Source organism: Pseudotabrizicola alkalilacus (assembly GCF_003443995.1).
Taxonomy (GTDB): Bacteria; Pseudomonadota; Alphaproteobacteria; order Rhodobacterales; family Rhodobacteraceae; genus Pseudotabrizicola; species Pseudotabrizicola alkalilacus.
Window position 1 is genome coordinate 12,095 of sequence record NZ_QWEY01000013.1, and the last position, 14,727, is coordinate 26,821.

Annotated in this window: 15 protein-coding genes and 1 pseudogene; 9 read left to right on the forward strand and 7 right to left on the reverse strand. The window is 62.0% G+C overall.

Annotated features, from left to right (window positions below; translation table 11 throughout):
• Positions 1-14 precede the first annotated feature (14 nt).
• Positions 15-1,277 carry an ABC transporter permease gene (locus tag D1012_RS18655; protein WP_118155652.1) on the forward strand — a complete coding sequence of 421 codons (1,263 nt, stop codon included), beginning with the start codon at positions 15-17 and terminating at the stop codon, positions 1,275-1,277.
• A gap of 5 nt (positions 1,278-1,282) precedes the next feature.
• The gene (locus D1012_RS18660) at positions 1,283-2,236 is read left to right on the forward strand and encodes an ABC transporter permease (RefSeq protein WP_118155653.1); all 954 of its coding nucleotides are present in this window, start codon (positions 1,283-1,285) and stop codon (positions 2,234-2,236) included.
• A 46-nt stretch (positions 2,237-2,282) separates the two neighbouring features.
• Here the strand turns inward: D1012_RS18660 and D1012_RS18665 are convergent, their stop codons facing one another.
• The 4 genes from D1012_RS18665 to D1012_RS18680 all read right to left on the reverse strand — a co-directional run bounded on the left by D1012_RS18665 (position 2,283) and on the right by D1012_RS18680 (position 5,667).
• Positions 2,283-2,780: a DUF2244 domain-containing protein gene (locus D1012_RS18665; RefSeq protein ID WP_118155654.1), complete on the reverse strand. Its 498-nt coding sequence runs from the start codon at positions 2,778-2,780 to the stop codon at positions 2,283-2,285.
• 76 nt (positions 2,781-2,856) lie between these two features.
• Positions 2,857-3,171 carry a hypothetical protein gene (locus D1012_RS18670; RefSeq protein ID WP_118155655.1) on the reverse strand — a complete coding sequence of 105 codons (315 nt, stop codon included), beginning with the start codon at positions 3,169-3,171 and terminating at the stop codon, positions 2,857-2,859.
• Between the two features lie 151 nt (positions 3,172-3,322).
• Entirely contained in the window at positions 3,323-4,993 is a 1,671-nt protein-coding gene (ctaD, locus tag D1012_RS18675) for a cytochrome c oxidase subunit I (RefSeq protein WP_118155656.1), read from the reverse strand.
• A 272-nt stretch (positions 4,994-5,265) separates the two neighbouring features.
• The gene (locus tag D1012_RS18680; RefSeq protein ID WP_118155657.1) at positions 5,266-5,667 is read right to left on the reverse strand and encodes a c-type cytochrome; all 402 of its coding nucleotides are present in this window, start codon (positions 5,665-5,667) and stop codon (positions 5,266-5,268) included.
• 197 nt (positions 5,668-5,864) lie between these two features.
• On the opposite strand from D1012_RS18680, the gene D1012_RS18685 reads away from it, so the two are divergent.
• Positions 5,865-7,085, forward strand: coding sequence for an aminotransferase-like domain-containing protein (locus D1012_RS18685; RefSeq protein ID WP_118155724.1), 1,221 nt, complete (start codon positions 5,865-5,867; stop codon positions 7,083-7,085).
• A 333-nt stretch (positions 7,086-7,418) separates the two neighbouring features.
• On the opposite strand, the gene D1012_RS18690 is transcribed toward D1012_RS18685, so the two are convergent.
• Positions 7,419-7,877 carry a GatB/YqeY domain-containing protein gene (locus D1012_RS18690; RefSeq protein WP_118155725.1) on the reverse strand — a complete coding sequence of 153 codons (459 nt, stop codon included), beginning with the start codon at positions 7,875-7,877 and terminating at the stop codon, positions 7,419-7,421.
• 178 nt (positions 7,878-8,055) lie between these two features.
• On the opposite strand from D1012_RS18690, the gene carA reads away from it, so the two are divergent.
• The 3 genes from carA to D1012_RS18705 all read left to right on the forward strand — a co-directional run bounded on the left by carA (position 8,056) and on the right by D1012_RS18705 (position 11,412).
• The gene (gene carA / locus D1012_RS18695; protein ID WP_118155658.1) at positions 8,056-9,210 is read left to right on the forward strand and encodes a glutamine-hydrolyzing carbamoyl-phosphate synthase small subunit; all 1,155 of its coding nucleotides are present in this window, start codon (positions 8,056-8,058) and stop codon (positions 9,208-9,210) included.
• A gap of 126 nt (positions 9,211-9,336) precedes the next feature.
• Positions 9,337-10,626, forward strand: coding sequence for a glycosyltransferase (locus tag D1012_RS18700; RefSeq protein ID WP_233517183.1), 1,290 nt, complete (start codon positions 9,337-9,339; stop codon positions 10,624-10,626).
• A gap of 72 nt (positions 10,627-10,698) precedes the next feature.
• Positions 10,699-11,412, forward strand: a complete 714-nt coding sequence (locus tag D1012_RS18705; RefSeq protein WP_118155660.1) for a hypothetical protein — start codon at positions 10,699-10,701, stop codon at positions 11,410-11,412.
• On the opposite strand, the gene D1012_RS18710 is transcribed toward D1012_RS18705, so the two are convergent.
• On the reverse strand, positions 11,409-11,615 hold the full coding sequence (locus D1012_RS18710) for a DUF6471 domain-containing protein (RefSeq protein ID WP_118155661.1): 207 nt from the start codon (positions 11,613-11,615) through the stop codon (positions 11,409-11,411). The two genes, D1012_RS18705 and D1012_RS18710, sit on opposite strands and share 4 nt — an antisense overlap.
• A gap of 103 nt (positions 11,616-11,718) precedes the next feature.
• Between D1012_RS18710 and D1012_RS18715 the strand changes: the two genes are divergently transcribed.
• Together D1012_RS18715 and D1012_RS18720 are read left to right on the forward strand one after the other, a co-directional pair.
• Positions 11,719-12,681 (forward strand): IS1595 family transposase, encoded by a 963-nt coding sequence (locus D1012_RS18715; protein ID WP_118155662.1) that lies wholly within the window; start codon positions 11,719-11,721, stop codon positions 12,679-12,681.
• Between the two features lie 243 nt (positions 12,682-12,924).
• On the forward strand, positions 12,925-13,119 hold the full coding sequence (locus tag D1012_RS18720; RefSeq protein ID WP_158569396.1) for a hypothetical protein: 195 nt from the start codon (positions 12,925-12,927) through the stop codon (positions 13,117-13,119).
• Positions 13,120-13,592: 473 nt separating this feature from the next.
• Here D1012_RS18720 and D1012_RS18730 read toward each other — a convergent pair whose 3' ends face one another.
• Complete coding sequence (locus tag D1012_RS18730; RefSeq protein WP_147335745.1) at positions 13,593-13,985, reverse strand: hypothetical protein; 393 nt, start codon at positions 13,983-13,985, stop codon at positions 13,593-13,595.
• A gap of 98 nt (positions 13,986-14,083) precedes the next feature.
• Here D1012_RS18730 and D1012_RS18735 point away from each other — a divergent pair.
• Positions 14,084-14,701: pseudogene (locus D1012_RS18735) on the forward strand (glycosyltransferase family 2 protein); the annotation flags it as partial.
• Positions 14,702-14,727 lie beyond the last annotated feature (26 nt).

The following is a 14,727-nucleotide window of genomic DNA, read 5'->3' on the forward strand; positions in this document are numbered from 1 at the left end:
AAGGGGGTTTTCTGATGGCTGACATGTCTGCACCTGCCGGGGGTCTGTTGACCACCAGCGACGGCCGCCCGCTGAAATCGGCGCTGGCCACCGCGCAAAAGCGCGCCAAGCGGCGGGCGTTCCTGCTGGTTCTGCCGCTGCTGGCCTTTATCGTCATCACCTTTATCGTGCCCATCGGGCAGCTGATGCATCAGGCGATCTACAACGACGGGTTTTCTGCCAACATGCCGCGCATGACGGCATGGTTTGCCGAAACCCCGCCCGGCACCGAACCGGACGACGCCGCATGGGAGGCGCTGGCGCTGGATCTGAAAGACGCCGCCGCCGCGCGCAGCGTCGGCGTGGTCGGCACCCGCGTCAATTACGAGATGTCTGGCACCCGGTCGCTGTTCACCTCGACCGCGCGCGGAGCGGCGCGGTTCGAGCCGCCCTATCGCGATGCGCTGCTGGCGGCAGATGAAAAATGGGCCGACCCCAACCTGTGGGGCACCATGCGGCAAGTGTCTGATGCCTATAGCGCCAACTTTTTCCTCGCCGCGATCGACATGACGCGCGATGTGAACGGCAAGATCGTGCCCATGCCCGAGGAACGGCAGATCTATGTCAGCCTGTTCGTCAAGACTTTCCTGCTGGCCGGGCTGATCACCTTCACCTGCTTTCTGCTGGGCTTTCCGATTGCGCATCTGCTGGCCACCCTGCCGATGAAATGGTCCAACCTGCTGATGATTCTGGTGCTGCTGCCGTTCTGGACCTCGCTTCTGGTGCGCACCACCAGCTGGATGGTCTTGCTGCAACAACAGGGCGTGGTGAACAACACCATGGTGGCCCTGGGGATCATCAGCGAGGATGGGCGGATTCAGATGATCTACAACCAGATGGGCACGATCATTGCGATGACGCATATCCTGCTGCCCTTCATGATCCTGCCGCTGTATTCGGTGATGCGCCCGATCCCGCCCTCTTATGTGCGCGCCGCGCGCTCGCTGGGCGCCACCAGCTGGACCGCGTTCCGCCGCGTCTACCTGCCGCAAACCCTGCCGGGGGTAGGTGCCGGGTCGCTCTTGGTCTTCATTCTGGCGGTCGGCTATTACATCACGCCCGCTCTGGTCGGCGGGGCAAGCGGTCAGCTGATCTCCAACCTCATCGCCTTCCACATGCAAAGCAGCCTGAACTGGTCCCTCGCGTCGGCCCTTGCCGCCCTGTTGCTGGGCGCGGTTCTGGTGCTCTACTGGATCTACGACCGGCTGGTCGGCATCGACAACCTCAAGCTCGGGTGACCTGAATGTCCCTTCCCGTCTACGCATCCCCGTTGGAGCGGGTCTGGTATTACACCAGACTGGTGATCTGCGCGCTGATCTTTCTGTTCCTGATCGCGCCGATCCTGATCGTCATACCACTGTCGTTCAACGCCGAGCCCTACTTTACCTTTACCGAAAAGATGCTGGCCTTTGATCCGACCGGCTATTCCTTGCGCTGGTACGACCTGTTGCTGACGCAACCTTCGGTTCCCACCGATGTGCCGCGCGATGCGGCGTGGTGGTCGCTGGTCTGGCAGAACAGCGCCTGGGTCAATGCGGCCAAGAATTCGGTGATCATCGGGTTTTTCTCGACCATCGTGGCCACGGTGCTGGGCACCATCGCCGCTTTGGGCCTGTCGCGGCCCGAGATGCCCAATCGCCGCCTGATCATGGCGATCCTGATCTCACCGATGATCGTTCCGATCATCATCACCGCGACGGGGCTGTTCTTTTTCTACTCCAGCCCCTGCGCGCTGCTGAACTGGACCGGCCTTGCGCAGCACTGCGGGCGGCTGACCGGCAGCTATCTGGGCGTTGTACTGGCCCATGCCACGCTTGGCATTCCCTTTGTCATCATCACCGTCACCGCCACGCTGATCGGCTTTGACCAGTCGCTGAACCGGGCGGCGGCCAGCCTTGGCGCGCCGCCGACCACCACGTTTTTCAAGGTCACCATGCCGCTGATCCTGCCGGGCGTGATCTCGGGCGCGCTGTTTGCCTTTGTCACCTCGTTTGACGAGGTGGTGGTGGTGCTGTTCGTCGCCGCGCATGACCAGCAGACCATCCCGCGCCAGATGTGGAACGGCATCCGCGAACAGATCAGCCCAGCGATCCTGTCGGTGGCGACGATTCTGGTGGTGATCTCGATTGGGATGCTGGCCACGCTGGAAATTCTGCGCCGCCGGTCCGAACGCCTGCGCGGCGTGACGCCACACTGACGCCACGCCTCCTGCCCCGCCCCCCTGCCCCGCCAAAGGGCAGCGGTCAGCCCTTGTGCAGGGCCAGTGCCGCGCGCAGCTCTGCCGACAGGCTCACCCGCTCGTCCTCTGACAGAAAAGACCCGATCTCGACCGGGCGCGGGCCGCCGTGCAGGGTCAGGTACTGTGGCACCGGCCCGCCGACCTTATGCATCTCGACCCGCACCCAATGCGGATTGGCCTGCCATTCGGCATGGGCCTTGCGCGGACCCTGCCGGGTCAGCGTAACAAGCCCCGGCGTCAGGGTCAGGTCTTCGACAATCTCGGCGTCACGGTAACTCCGCTGCAACGCCCACCAGACCCCGGCCACCGCCAGCACCAGAAACGGCAACAGCCCCCACAGCACCGGCGAGCCCAGCACCGCCAGCAGCGGCAGGGTGATCAGCGCCGAAGTGCCGCCGATGAACCAGACAAACCCCTGACGCGGCAGCGACCGATAAGGCCAAAGCCGCAGATGCCGGGTATCGCTGTCGGTCAGGTCGGGGGGAAGCCACTGATAGGGCATGGCGCGGTGCGGTCCTTTTGCTCAGGCCCGGACAATAGAGCGGCGCGGGGCAATGTCCATGCCCGGCCGTTTGTGATCAACGGTCACAGGTGATCTGCACCTCATGCTGACGATAAAGGAAATCCTCCCGCACCACCTCCACCCCCACGGGACGCGAGGAATACAGGCTATACTCACCCAAGCCACACAGCTGCCGCGCCTCCGCGGCGATCTGATCCCGGAACGCCAGCTCGCGGGTATCGGTCAGCGTATACGCCCGGTCGATGGTAAAGCTGTGCAGCGTCGATCCCGGCGCTGACTCTACGGTCGGCATATACAGCTCATCCGGCGCAGGTGGCTGGACGCAGGCAGCAAGCGTGGCAATCAGCAACAGTGGCAGGCGGTGGATCATTGCGGGGGGCATCCTTTGGCGGCGTCAGTCTGGCCACACTATCCCGCAGATCGGGCGCGGGGTCAAAGTCGGGCGATCCTGACCTTTGCCGGATCGCCTGAATGCAAAAAGGCCCCGGATCGCTCCGGGGCCTTTTGCTGTGGTATCCGCCTTAGTGGGCGGGGTGTTTGTCCCAGTCTTCGCGCTTGGGCAGCTGCTCGAACGTGTGTTCAGGCGGCGGCGAGGTCAGGGTCCATTCCAGCGTGTCGGCGTATTCGTTCCAGTAGTTGTTCTGGGTCACGCGGCGGCCGAATTTCAGCGCATAGAACATCATGACGATGAAGAACACGAAGGACGCAAACGACAGGAACGCACCGAGCGACGAGACATAGTTCCAGTAGGCAAACGCCTCCGGGTAGTCGATGTAACGGCGCGGCATGCCCTGACGGCCCAGGAAGTGCTGCGGGAAGAAGGTCAGGTTAGCGCCGATGAACATCGTCCAGAAGTGCAGCTTGCCTGCCCATTCCGGGAATTCCCGGCCCGACATCTTGCCGAACCAGTAATAGATGCCCGCAAAGATCCCGAACACGGCGCCGAGGCTCATCACATAGTGGAAGTGGGCCACGACGTAATAGGTGTCATGATAGGCCCGGTCCACACCAGCCTGAGACAGCACGATGCCGGTCACACCACCGACGGTGAACAGGAACAAAAAGCCGAACGCCCAGAGCATCGGCGTCTTGAACTCGATCGAGCCGCCCCACATGGTCGCGATCCACGAGAAGATCTTGATGCCGGTCGGCACCGCGATCACCATGGTCGCCAGCATGAAGTACGACTGCTGCGTCAGCGACATGCCGACGGTGTACATGTGGTGCGCCCAGACGACAAAGCCCAGCACCCCGATGGCAACCATCGCATAGACCATCGGCAGATAGCCAAAGATCGGCTTGCGCGAGAAGGTGGCGATGACCTGAGAGATGATGCCAAAGGCTGGCAGCACGATGATATACACCTCCGGGTGGCCAAAGAACCACAGGATGTGCTGATACAGGATCGGGTCGCCGCCGCCTTCGGGCTGGAAGAAGGTGGTGCCAAAGTTGCGGTCGGTCAGCAGCATGGTGATCGCACCCGCCAGAACCGGCAGCGCCAGCAGGATCAGCCAGGCGGTGACAAAGATCGACCAGGCGAACAGCGGCACCTTGTGCATGGTCATGCCCGGGGCACGCATGTTCAGAAAGGTGGTGATGATGTTGATCGCACCCAGAATCGACGAGGCCCCCGACAGGTGAACCGCGAAGATCGCGAGATCCATCGAATAGCCGCCCTCATTGGTCGAGAGCGGCGGGTACAGCACCCAGCCCACGCCCGACCCAAGTTGGCCATTGCCGCCAGGTGTCAGCACCGAAGCCACAGCCAGAGCCGTACCTGCGATGTAAAGCCAGTAACTGAGGTTGTTCAGGCGCGGAAACGCCATATCCGGCGCGCCGATCTGCAGCGGCATGAAGTAGTTGCCAAATCCCCCGAACAGCGCCGGGATCACCACAAAGAACATCATCAGGATGCCATGCGCGGTGATCAGCACGTTCCAGAGGTGGCCGTTGGGCGTACACTGGTCGGTGGTGGTGGCAATCAGCCGCGCGCCTTCGGCACACATGTATTGCACGCCCGGCTCCATCAGCTCCATCCGCATGTAGACGGTGAAGATGACCGAGATCAGGCCGACGATACCGCCGGAGAACAGGTAAAGAATCCCGATGTCTTTGTGGTTGGTCGACATGAACCAGCGGGTAAAGAACCCTCGCTGATCATGGTCGTGGCCATGGATGGCTGCGTCCGCCATTGGCGTCTCCCGTTTTTGTTATGTGCGATCGTCCGACCAGCGGAGTCGGATATTCAGCTTTGGTAATAGCTTTCAGAACGGGTGGCGGCAACGGGGGAATTTGATCTGGATCAAGTGCAGATGTCGCAGGGGGTTGAAAAATGCCCCGGATTTTCCGGTCTGGCCCCCGCCAGCACCCTCAGCCCGGCCAAAGCGGCCGCCAGGGGCGGGCGCGCAAGACAAAGGGCGCGACGTTGTGGCGCGCCCCTGATCTGCGGCAAATCAACCCGCGCTCAGTTGTGGGTGGCCAGATAGGCCGCCACATCTTCGGCCTTGGCGCGCAGCTTGAAGGTCATCTTGCTCTTCGCTGCCGCGTCGCCGGTCACTTCTTTCAGCCACACGGCAGGATCGGTCATATAGGCGGCAAGGCTCGCCTCATCCCAGACCGCGCCAGTGGCGCCTGCAGCCAGAATGCCGTCGCCATATTTGAAATCCGCGACCGAGGCGACAGGGTTGCCCACAATGCCGAACAGGTCCGGCCCGGTTTTGCCGCCCTTGACGATAGTGGTGCCGTCAGCGGCGGTGATGCCATGGCAGGATTTGCATTTGGCAAATTCCTTTTCGCCCACGGCGGCGTCACCGGCAAACACCGGGGCGGCGCAGAGGGCAAGGGCGGCGGCGTACAGGGATTTCATCGAAGGCTCCTTTGCGAAGGTCAAGCGTGACTGTAGCTGTGACCTTAGGCATGCATTTAATGCTGTTACAGAGCAAGCGGCACGAATGTCGCAGTCATGGGTCAGTATTATTGACTTGCTTGCACCGGCGCGGCAGGGTGCGCATCAAACGGGCCGCTGACAGCGCCCCGCACAGGAATGACCGGGAGGAAACGGCAATGCAATGGGAACAGGTTCTGGCGCCACGCATGGGGCGGATGAAGGCATCGGAAATCCGCGAACTGCTCAAGCTCTTGGATCAGCCCGACATCATCTCCTTTGCCGGCGGCATTCCCGACCCGGCGCTGTTTCCGGTCGCCGCGTTTCAGGGCGCGCTGACCGCCGCCCTTGCCCCCGGCAAAGCGGACGCGGCGCTGCAATATTCGGTGAGCGAGGGCTATCTGCCGCTGCGCCAATGGCTGGCCGCGCATATGACCGGGCTTGGCATCCCCTGCGGCGTCGACAACATCCTGATCACCTCGGGCTCGCAGCAGGCGCTGGATTATCTGGGCAAGCTGATGATCGGCACTGGTGATACCGTGCTGGTCAACTGGCCGACCTATATGGGGGCCTTGGGGGCCTTCAACGCCTATGAGCCGGTCTATGACCGGCTGGACCCGCGCGACAACCGGGGAGCGGCGGAATACACCGCCAAGGCCGCCGAGGCCGGGGGCCGGGTGAAATTCGCCTATCTCTCGGTCGATTTTGCCAACCCGACCGGCGAGACGATCCCCCGCGCCGACCGCGAACGGGTGCTGGATCTGGCCGACGATCTGGGGGCCGCCATCGTCGAGGATGCCGCCTATCAGGCCCTGCGCTTTGACGGCGAGGCTGTGCCGCCGATTCTGGCGCTGGAAATCGCGCGCAAGGCCAAGACCGGGGGCAGCATCGAAGACTGCCGCACCATCTATTGCGGCTCGTTCTCCAAAACCCTGGCCCCCGGATTGCGGGTGGGCTGGGTCTGTGCCGCCAGCCCGGTGATCGGGCGGCTGGTGCTGATGAAACAGGCCGCCGATCTGCATTCCAGCACCCTGAACCAGATGGCGATTGCCGATGTCGCCGCCAATCTGTTCGAGAGCCATGTGGCGGGGTTGCGTGAGGTCTACAAGGCACGGCGCGACCACATGCTGGCGGCCTTGTCGCGCGAGATGCCAAAGGGCGTCAGCTGGACCCGGCCCGAAGGCGGCATGTTCGTCTGGATCACCCTGCCCGAAACCATGGACGGTGCGGCGCTGCTGGCCCGGTCGCTGGAGACCGAGCGGGTGGCCTTTGTGCCGGGGCGCGCGTTCTTTGCCGATGGCTCGGGCGGCAACACCATCCGCCTGAGCTTTTCGCGCGCCGACGAGGCGGCGATTGACGAAGGCATCCGGCGGCTGGGCCGGTTGATCGCGGCGGACTGAGCGGGAGGATTGCCCCTGACGTCATGACTTTTGGTGCGCCCGCGCGGTGGTGCCCGGAGGCCGGGGCGGGGACAGGCAAGATCACCGCCCCCTCCTCTGGGGCGCTTTGGCCAGCACGCCCCCCCACCCCGGCCCTCCCCCACGAGGGGGGAGGGAGGCATGGGCTGCACCGGCGCGCGCGGGCCGGATCAGGGGCGGTCGCACAAACCACACAGCCAGAACCTGCGCCTCCCCTCCCCCTCTGTGGGGAGGGGCTGGGGGTGGGGGCGCTTTGGCCAGCACGCCCCCCGCCCCGGCCCTCCCCCACAAGGGGGGAGGGAGGCTGGCGTCAGCTCAGGACAACCGCGCCTTGACCATCGGCCCGACCGCGCCGAAATCCATCTGGCCGGTATATTTGCCCTTGAGCACCGCCATCACCTTACCCATGTCACGGATGCTGTCTGCACCCACCTCGGCCACGGCGGCCACGATAGCGGCCTCGACCTCGGCGGCGGTCAGTTGGCGCGGCAGGAATTCCTCGATCACCTTGACCTCGGCCAGTTCCTTTTCCGCCAGTTCCAGCCGCCCGCCCTCTTCATAGGCGCGGGCCGATTCCTGGCGTTGCTTCACCATCTTGCCCAGAATGGCCAGAATATCGCTCTCGCCCACCTCGACCTCGCCGCCTTCGCCCCGCACCGCGATCTCGCGGTCCTTGATGGCGGCGTTGATCAACCGCAGGGTGGACAGCCTGTCCACCTCCTTCGCCTTCATCGCTTCTTTCAGAGAAATCTGCAGACGTTCGCGCAGCGACATGAGGATGCCTTCCATCAGGGACCAAGGCGCGCATAATACAGGGGTTCGCGCCAGAGGACAACTGGCCATGCTTTTGCCAAGCCATTGTAATCCTGACATATTCCATTTGTGACAAAGCCTTGACCCCGCCCGCTATCCCCCGTAGGTTCCGCCCAATTTACTGATAGGAGTCGCCGCCATGCCTGCTCAGCAGAAAGCTACCGCCTGCCTTGCTCTGGCCGATGGCACGGTGTTTTACGGCAATGGCTTCGGCGCGGTCGGGGAAACGGTCGCTGAACTCGTGTTCAACACCGCGATGACCGGCTATCAGGAAATCATGACCGACCCCAGCTATGCGGGTCAGGTTGTCACCTTCACCTTCCCCCATATCGGCAATACCGGCGTGACCGATGAAGATGACGAAACCGCCGAACCCGTCGCCGCCGGGATGGTGGTGAAATGGGATGTGACCGAGCCGTCAAACTGGCGCGCCACCGGTGAGTTGACCGCGTGGCTGCTCAAGAAAGGCCGCATCGGCATCGGCGGCATCGACACCCGCCGCCTGACCCGCGCCATCCGCCAGCAGGGCGCGCCGCATGTGGCGCTGGCCCATGACCCCGACGGCAATTTCGACATCGAGGCACTGGTCGCCCGCGCCCGCGCGTGGAAGGGTCTGGTCGGCCTTGATCTGGCCAAAGACGTGTCCTGCACCCAATCCTACGCTTGGGATGAACAACGCTGGGCCTGGCCCGAGGGCTATACGCGGCGTGAGGGGGCGGGCCTGCGCGTCGTCGCCATCGACTATGGCGCAAAGCGCAATATCCTGCGCTGCCTCGCCTCGGCGGGCTGCGAAGTCACCGTCCTGCCCGCCTCTGCCACCGCCGAGGATGTGCTGGCGCTGAACCCCGAAGGCGTGTTCCTGTCCAACGGCCCCGGCGATCCGGCGGCCACCGGGGCCTATGCGGTGCCGATGATTCAGGGCGTGCTGGCAAAAGAGATTCCAGTGTTCGGCATCTGCCTTGGCCACCAGATGCTGGCCCTCGCCCTTGGGGCAAAGACCGTCAAGATGAACCACGGCCATCACGGCGCCAACCACCCGGTCAAGGATCTGACCACCGGCAAGGTGGAAATCACCTCGATGAACCACGGCTTTACCGTGGACAGCCAGACCCTGCCAAAAGGCGTGGATGAAACCCATGTCTCGTTGTTTGACGGCTCGAACTGCGGCATTGCGGTGACCGGCAAGCCGGTGTTCTCGGTGCAATACCACCCCGAGGCCAGCCCCGGCCCGCAAGACAGCTATTACCTGTTCGAGCGATTTGCCCGCGAGATGCAGGCCCGCCGCCCCGCCTGACCTGCGGGCGTGACCTGCCGCGCTGCCCGGCGCGGGTGATCCCGCGCCGCAGCACGAGGCTGCATCGGCTTTAACACCACATTAACCAGTTTCATGCCACCCTCGGCCGGTAACAGCCGAGGCTCCATGTCCGCCGCTCAACCGCTCCCCCGTTCTGCGCCGGTTGTCGTGCCCTTGGCAGGCGCGCTGCCCGCTGCGCCGCTGCTCAGCCGGGCCGATACGCTGGGTGTGGCGCTGCTGCGTGACGGGCTGGTCAAGGGCGACGAGATTGTGCAGGCGCTGGCCTTGCAGACCCAGCGCCGGGGCCGGATCACCGATATCCTGCTCGCCCGCGCCGCGCTGCCACCAGATGAGATGTACGCCGCACTGGCCGCGCATTGGGATACCTGTGTCATCGACCCGGAGAAAACCCCGCCCGACACTCAGCTGCTGGACCGGCTCGGCGCCAGCGGCTGCCTGCGCAAGTCGATGCTGCCGTGGCGCGATGTAGGCGGCGCGACCGTGATCGCCACGGCAGAACCCGAAGATTTTCTGCACCACCGCGACCACCTGACCCGGCTGTTTGGCCCCGTGGCCATGGCCATCACCTCACGGCAGGCGGTGCAGGACACCGTGCTGGCCCTGCGCGGCAGGCAGTTGGCACAGGCGGCAGAAACACGGGTGCCCGATGCCGAAAGCTGCCGCACGCTGGGCGGTGCCGGCCTGACAGGCCCGGCGCTGCTGCTGGGTGGTCTTGTCGCCCTTCTGGTGCTGGTCTGGCCGCTGGGCCTGCTGTGGCTGCTGACCGGCTGGACCTTTCTGACCCTGCTGTTGACCACCCTGCTCAAGGCCGCCGCCGGGCTGGCCGCCGCGTTGCGTCGCCCGCCCGACCCAGCCCCGCCGATCATCGTGCGGATGCCGGTCGTCTCAGTCATCGTCGCCCTTTACGGCGAAAGCGACATCGCCCCGCGCCTTGTGCGCCGTCTGGGCAAACTGGACTACCCGCGCGAATTGCTCGACATCGTGCTGGTGGTCGAGGCCGAGGATCATCTGACCCGCGACGCGCTTGCCGGGGCCGATCTGCCGCCCTGGATGCGCATCGTCGTGGTCCCCGATGGCCAGATCAAGACCAAGCCGCGGGCGCTGAACTTTGCCATCGACCATTGCCGGGGCTCGATCATCGGGGTCTATGACGCCGAAGACGCGCCGGAGCCGGATCAGATCACCCGTGTGGTGGAGCGGTTTTATCAGCGCGGGCCCGATGTGGCCTGCCTGCAAGGCATGCTCGATTTCTACAACCCCACCACCAACTGGCTGTCGCGCTGTTTCACCATCGAATACGCGACATGGTTCCGCATCGTCCTGCCGGGGCTGCAACGGCTGGGCCTGCCGATCCCGCTGGGCGGCACCACGCTGTTTTTCCGCGGTGTTATGTAGCAAACGCACCAAGCGCGTGGATGTGAAAGAAATGACTCCCAGAATCGCGCGTATCGCTTCAACGTTTAACGCATGTGGAAGCCAGAAATCAAAACTTGGGCCGATAAGTTCTTCGTGGGCACAGTCGGCCTCGCCGGGGTTCTTCTTCTCTCAATTGTCGGTCGGACGATTTGGATCGTCACAAGTCTCAACGTTGAGAAATGGGCTGAGGCACAAGGCATTGATGATACGCTCGTCAAAGCGTGGCCTTCTATGATGGCCTGGGTTGTCGATAACAGTCTTTGGCTCTGGCTGGCTTCCATGTTCGTCCTTGGCGCAGCGTCTTCGCTTCTTGTTTACCGCCAACTCGCCCCTTTAGATCGTCCAAATCTTAAAGACCCAAGCCGAATAAAGAAAACCGGAACTGAATGCTCTGATTTGGCGCAGGAGATGCTTCGGTTCTTGGAGAGGCGAGCGATAGATAATTCCCATAGGCGTCAACAGGTACGCGCCGGGGGTGCAGAAACAACCTCCATGCACTCTTGGGAGGCAGATAGAGATTTTGAAGCGGTTACTTGCGCACAGTTTTTCTCACAATATGGAGCGCGCGCGTTGACGTGCTTGGCGTTGCTTGACCAGATTGGAATTTCCTTGCCGCCGCACATAGTTACCCTCGCGCAGCACTCGCGTCCACAAGGGTTGGTTCAGGTTCTTGCCGTTTTTGGTGAGTATTTGAAAAGGGGAGAACTTGAAGAAGCTATATCCCTATCTCACGACAAGAACTTCATGTGGCGAATCCAGCATTAGAACCTTAGTTCATGCGTCCCGATAGCACTGAAGCACTGCAGCAGGAACGCCGCCGGAAACTTCCCGCGCGCTAACTTATTGCGAATATTCACTTCCTTATCCCCGATCAAGTCCGCAAGCTGCGCATAGGTCACGCCTTTACGCTTGAGTTCGGCTTTGAGCATGTTTGCGGCGAAGACTTCCCAGTCTGTTTTTTCGATCATACATCACCCTTGGCAATAAAAGCACTGTATACGTTACTTATGCCCTTGCGCGCGATACGTCAACGCACTATATACGTTACATACGTAACGCAGGCGATGACAAATGGCACAGCACTTCCTCCTTTCTGCAGCGGCCCGCACCCTGAGCCTCAAAGGGATCTACAAAGCTGGTGAAGCTGCGGCCCATGACACGTTCTGCAAAATGCGCTGGCCGGAAACTGATGGCGAAGCCGTTTGCCCAGAGTGCGGTTGCTTTGAAACCTACAAGATCACCACCCGCCGCAAGTTCAAGTGCAAGGCTTGCCTGCGCCAGTTCTCGGTGACTTCCGGCACGATCTTTGCCAGCCGCAAGATGGCTTTCGTTGACCTGCTGGCCGCGATCATCATCACCGTGAACGCCGCCAAGGGCGTTTCCATGGTGCAGCTTTCGCGCGATCTGGACTGCCAATACAAGACCGCTTTCGTGCTGGCTCACAAGCTGCGCGAGGCAATGGCGCTGGAGGTCCACACGGGCGAAATCCTGACGGGGCACGTCGAAGTTGATGGCGCTTACTTCGGCGGTCATATCCGTCCCGCCAACGTAAAGGCTGACCGCGTGGACCGCCGCAAGAAAGAACATCAGAACGGACGCCGCCGCGTTGTCGTTGTGATGCGTGAGCGTCTTGGCCGCACCTTGCCTATCGTGACCATGGCAGAAGCCGAAGGCGTGGCGCTGGTGAACGAGAACGTTGACCGCATGGCTACCCTGTCGGCTGATGAAGCCTCGCACTGGGACATGCTGCATGCCGGTTGGGAAGTTGACCGAGTCAACCACAGCGAAGTTTACAGCGACCACGGCAAGCACACCAACTGGGCTGAAAGCTACTTCTCGCGCCTGCGTCGCATGGTGCAGGGCCAGCACCACCACGTCAGCCCGCGCTACCTGCACCAGTACGCAACGCAAGCCGCGTGGCTGGAAGACAAGCGCCGCGAAAGCAACGGCGTTCTGGCGCACGGTCTGGTGGCGAATGCGATGGGTTGCCCTGTCAGCCGCGCGTGGAAAGGGTACTGGCAGCGGGCGGCTTGACGTGCGGCGACGTAAGCTCGACGCAGCGTCTCAACGTTTCTGTTAGTCGTGCTGCGACTTTTTAACCGTTGCTTCGAATGGGCTTTCGCAGTAACGCTTGCGAAAGAGAATGCAGCGTACGATGGCACAGCCGCAAGAAAACGAGATATGTGCCACCGCAAGGGAACACAAAGCCGACAGAATCGTTGTCTAAGGTGGTAACCCATACCAGATCGCACTGTATGAATGAAGTTGGAGAAATTTATGGCGCAGAAGAAACATGACCAAGCCGCTAAGTTCGGCAAGTCGGTTAAGAACTGCCTGCCAGACGAAGATGGCGTGAATGATACTGTATCCCCAGAGGGGATGGCGCTTGTGAAAGAGCGTATGGCCAAGGCTTTGGCCGGACGGACATTGAGGTCCGTGAACGATACTGGCCGCGTCGTCCAGTTCGGATAAGATAAATGCCGCCATGGACCAAAGTTCCTCCGGTCCGGATGGACATCGTGGCGGCAATATACCCAGAAACTACTCCTCCCCATGAGTGGAAGCTCCGGCGCTGCATTGTGACCGATGTGTTCTTGGATGACGCAGATGGGTCTATTTCGTGTGAAATATCATACGGCACCAGCCAGCCAACAAGTTATGGCTGGCCCCACCTCCACATCCATAATTCTTCCGATTTGAGCGCCATGTGCCTTAGCAAGGACACCCGCTTTGTCATGGGGCAAAGGGCTATCTGGCCTTGGACTCCAGAGTACTTTAATTGCATGTATGGCAGGCCGACTCCGAAGTTGGGGCACCTCCTGCCTGACTACCATCGTGAGTTTGAATACTGCATGATGCAGTATGAGGCCGCGCAGCAAGATAAGGCGGAGCAGAAGGATATCGCTGGTTAGCGCTGCTGGCATCGGGTTTGCGTGGGCTGGCCTTCACCCGGCCAGCCGCCACACATACCGTCGCATCCTGTCCTTTTCGCCCCTCACCGCCTTCTGGTCCAGCAACAGCCGCATAGCCTTGCTCACGCGCCGCGTAACGTCCAGCACCATCCGCACGTCGCGTATGTCTTTGCCTTCCTCCCCGCATATCCGCTCTGCCAGATCCCGGCTTGAAAGCGGTTCGCCCTTGCGCAACTCACGCAAGAGGAATTGCCGCAGCTCGTTGCGGTGGAATATCACCAAGCGGCTTTGCCTGATCTGTCGCCCCTCAAGTTCACCCTCAAAGCCCATGGCGCACAGGATGCGGTCAATGGCTTCCAGATCGTTGTGGAGTTCGGCGGAACGCTCACGCAGGGCGACAAGTTCGCCCATGGTGTCGTCGCGCATCTTGAGAAGGCCGGAAACTGTGTTTTGCATGCGGAAAGACTAGCAGAGTCAGGCGTTTAGGTGTAGTTTTCAGTTGGTGCGTTTGATACATAAGGCCGTTTTTCCGCCGCGCCGCACTGGAGGAGTTGGGCGGATGGGACGCGCATAACGTCACCGAAGACGCCGATCTGGGCATGCGGCTGTATCGTCACGGCTACCGGACCGAGCTGATTCACACCATCACCGGAGAAGAGGCCAACTGCCGCACCCTGCCCTGGATCAAGCAGCGCTCGCGCTGGCTCAAGGGCTATATGATGACCTGGGCCACCCATATGCGCGACCCGGTGCTGCTGTGGCGGCAGCTGGGGCCGTGGAAATTCGCAGGGTTTCAGGTGCTGCTGCTCTGCACCCTGTCGCAATTCGTACTGGTGCCGGTGCTGTGGTCGTTCTGGCTGCCATGGTTCGGCCTGCCCCACCCGATTGCCGACGCCCTGCCGCCGCTGATCACCATCGGGCTGATCGGTGTGCTGTTGCTGACCGAAGTGGTGAACCTGTCGCTTCATCTGTCGGCGCTGCACCTGTCAGGCCACCGGTTCAGCCGCTGGTGGGTGCTGATCATGCACCTTTATTTCCCGCTGGGTGCCCTTGCCTCGTACAAGGCGGGGTGGGAGCTGGTGCGCAAACCGTTCTACTGGGACAAGACCGCGCACGGCCATTTCGACCCGCTCGACGGCTGAGGCTAAATCTTTGAGAGGCTCAGTCC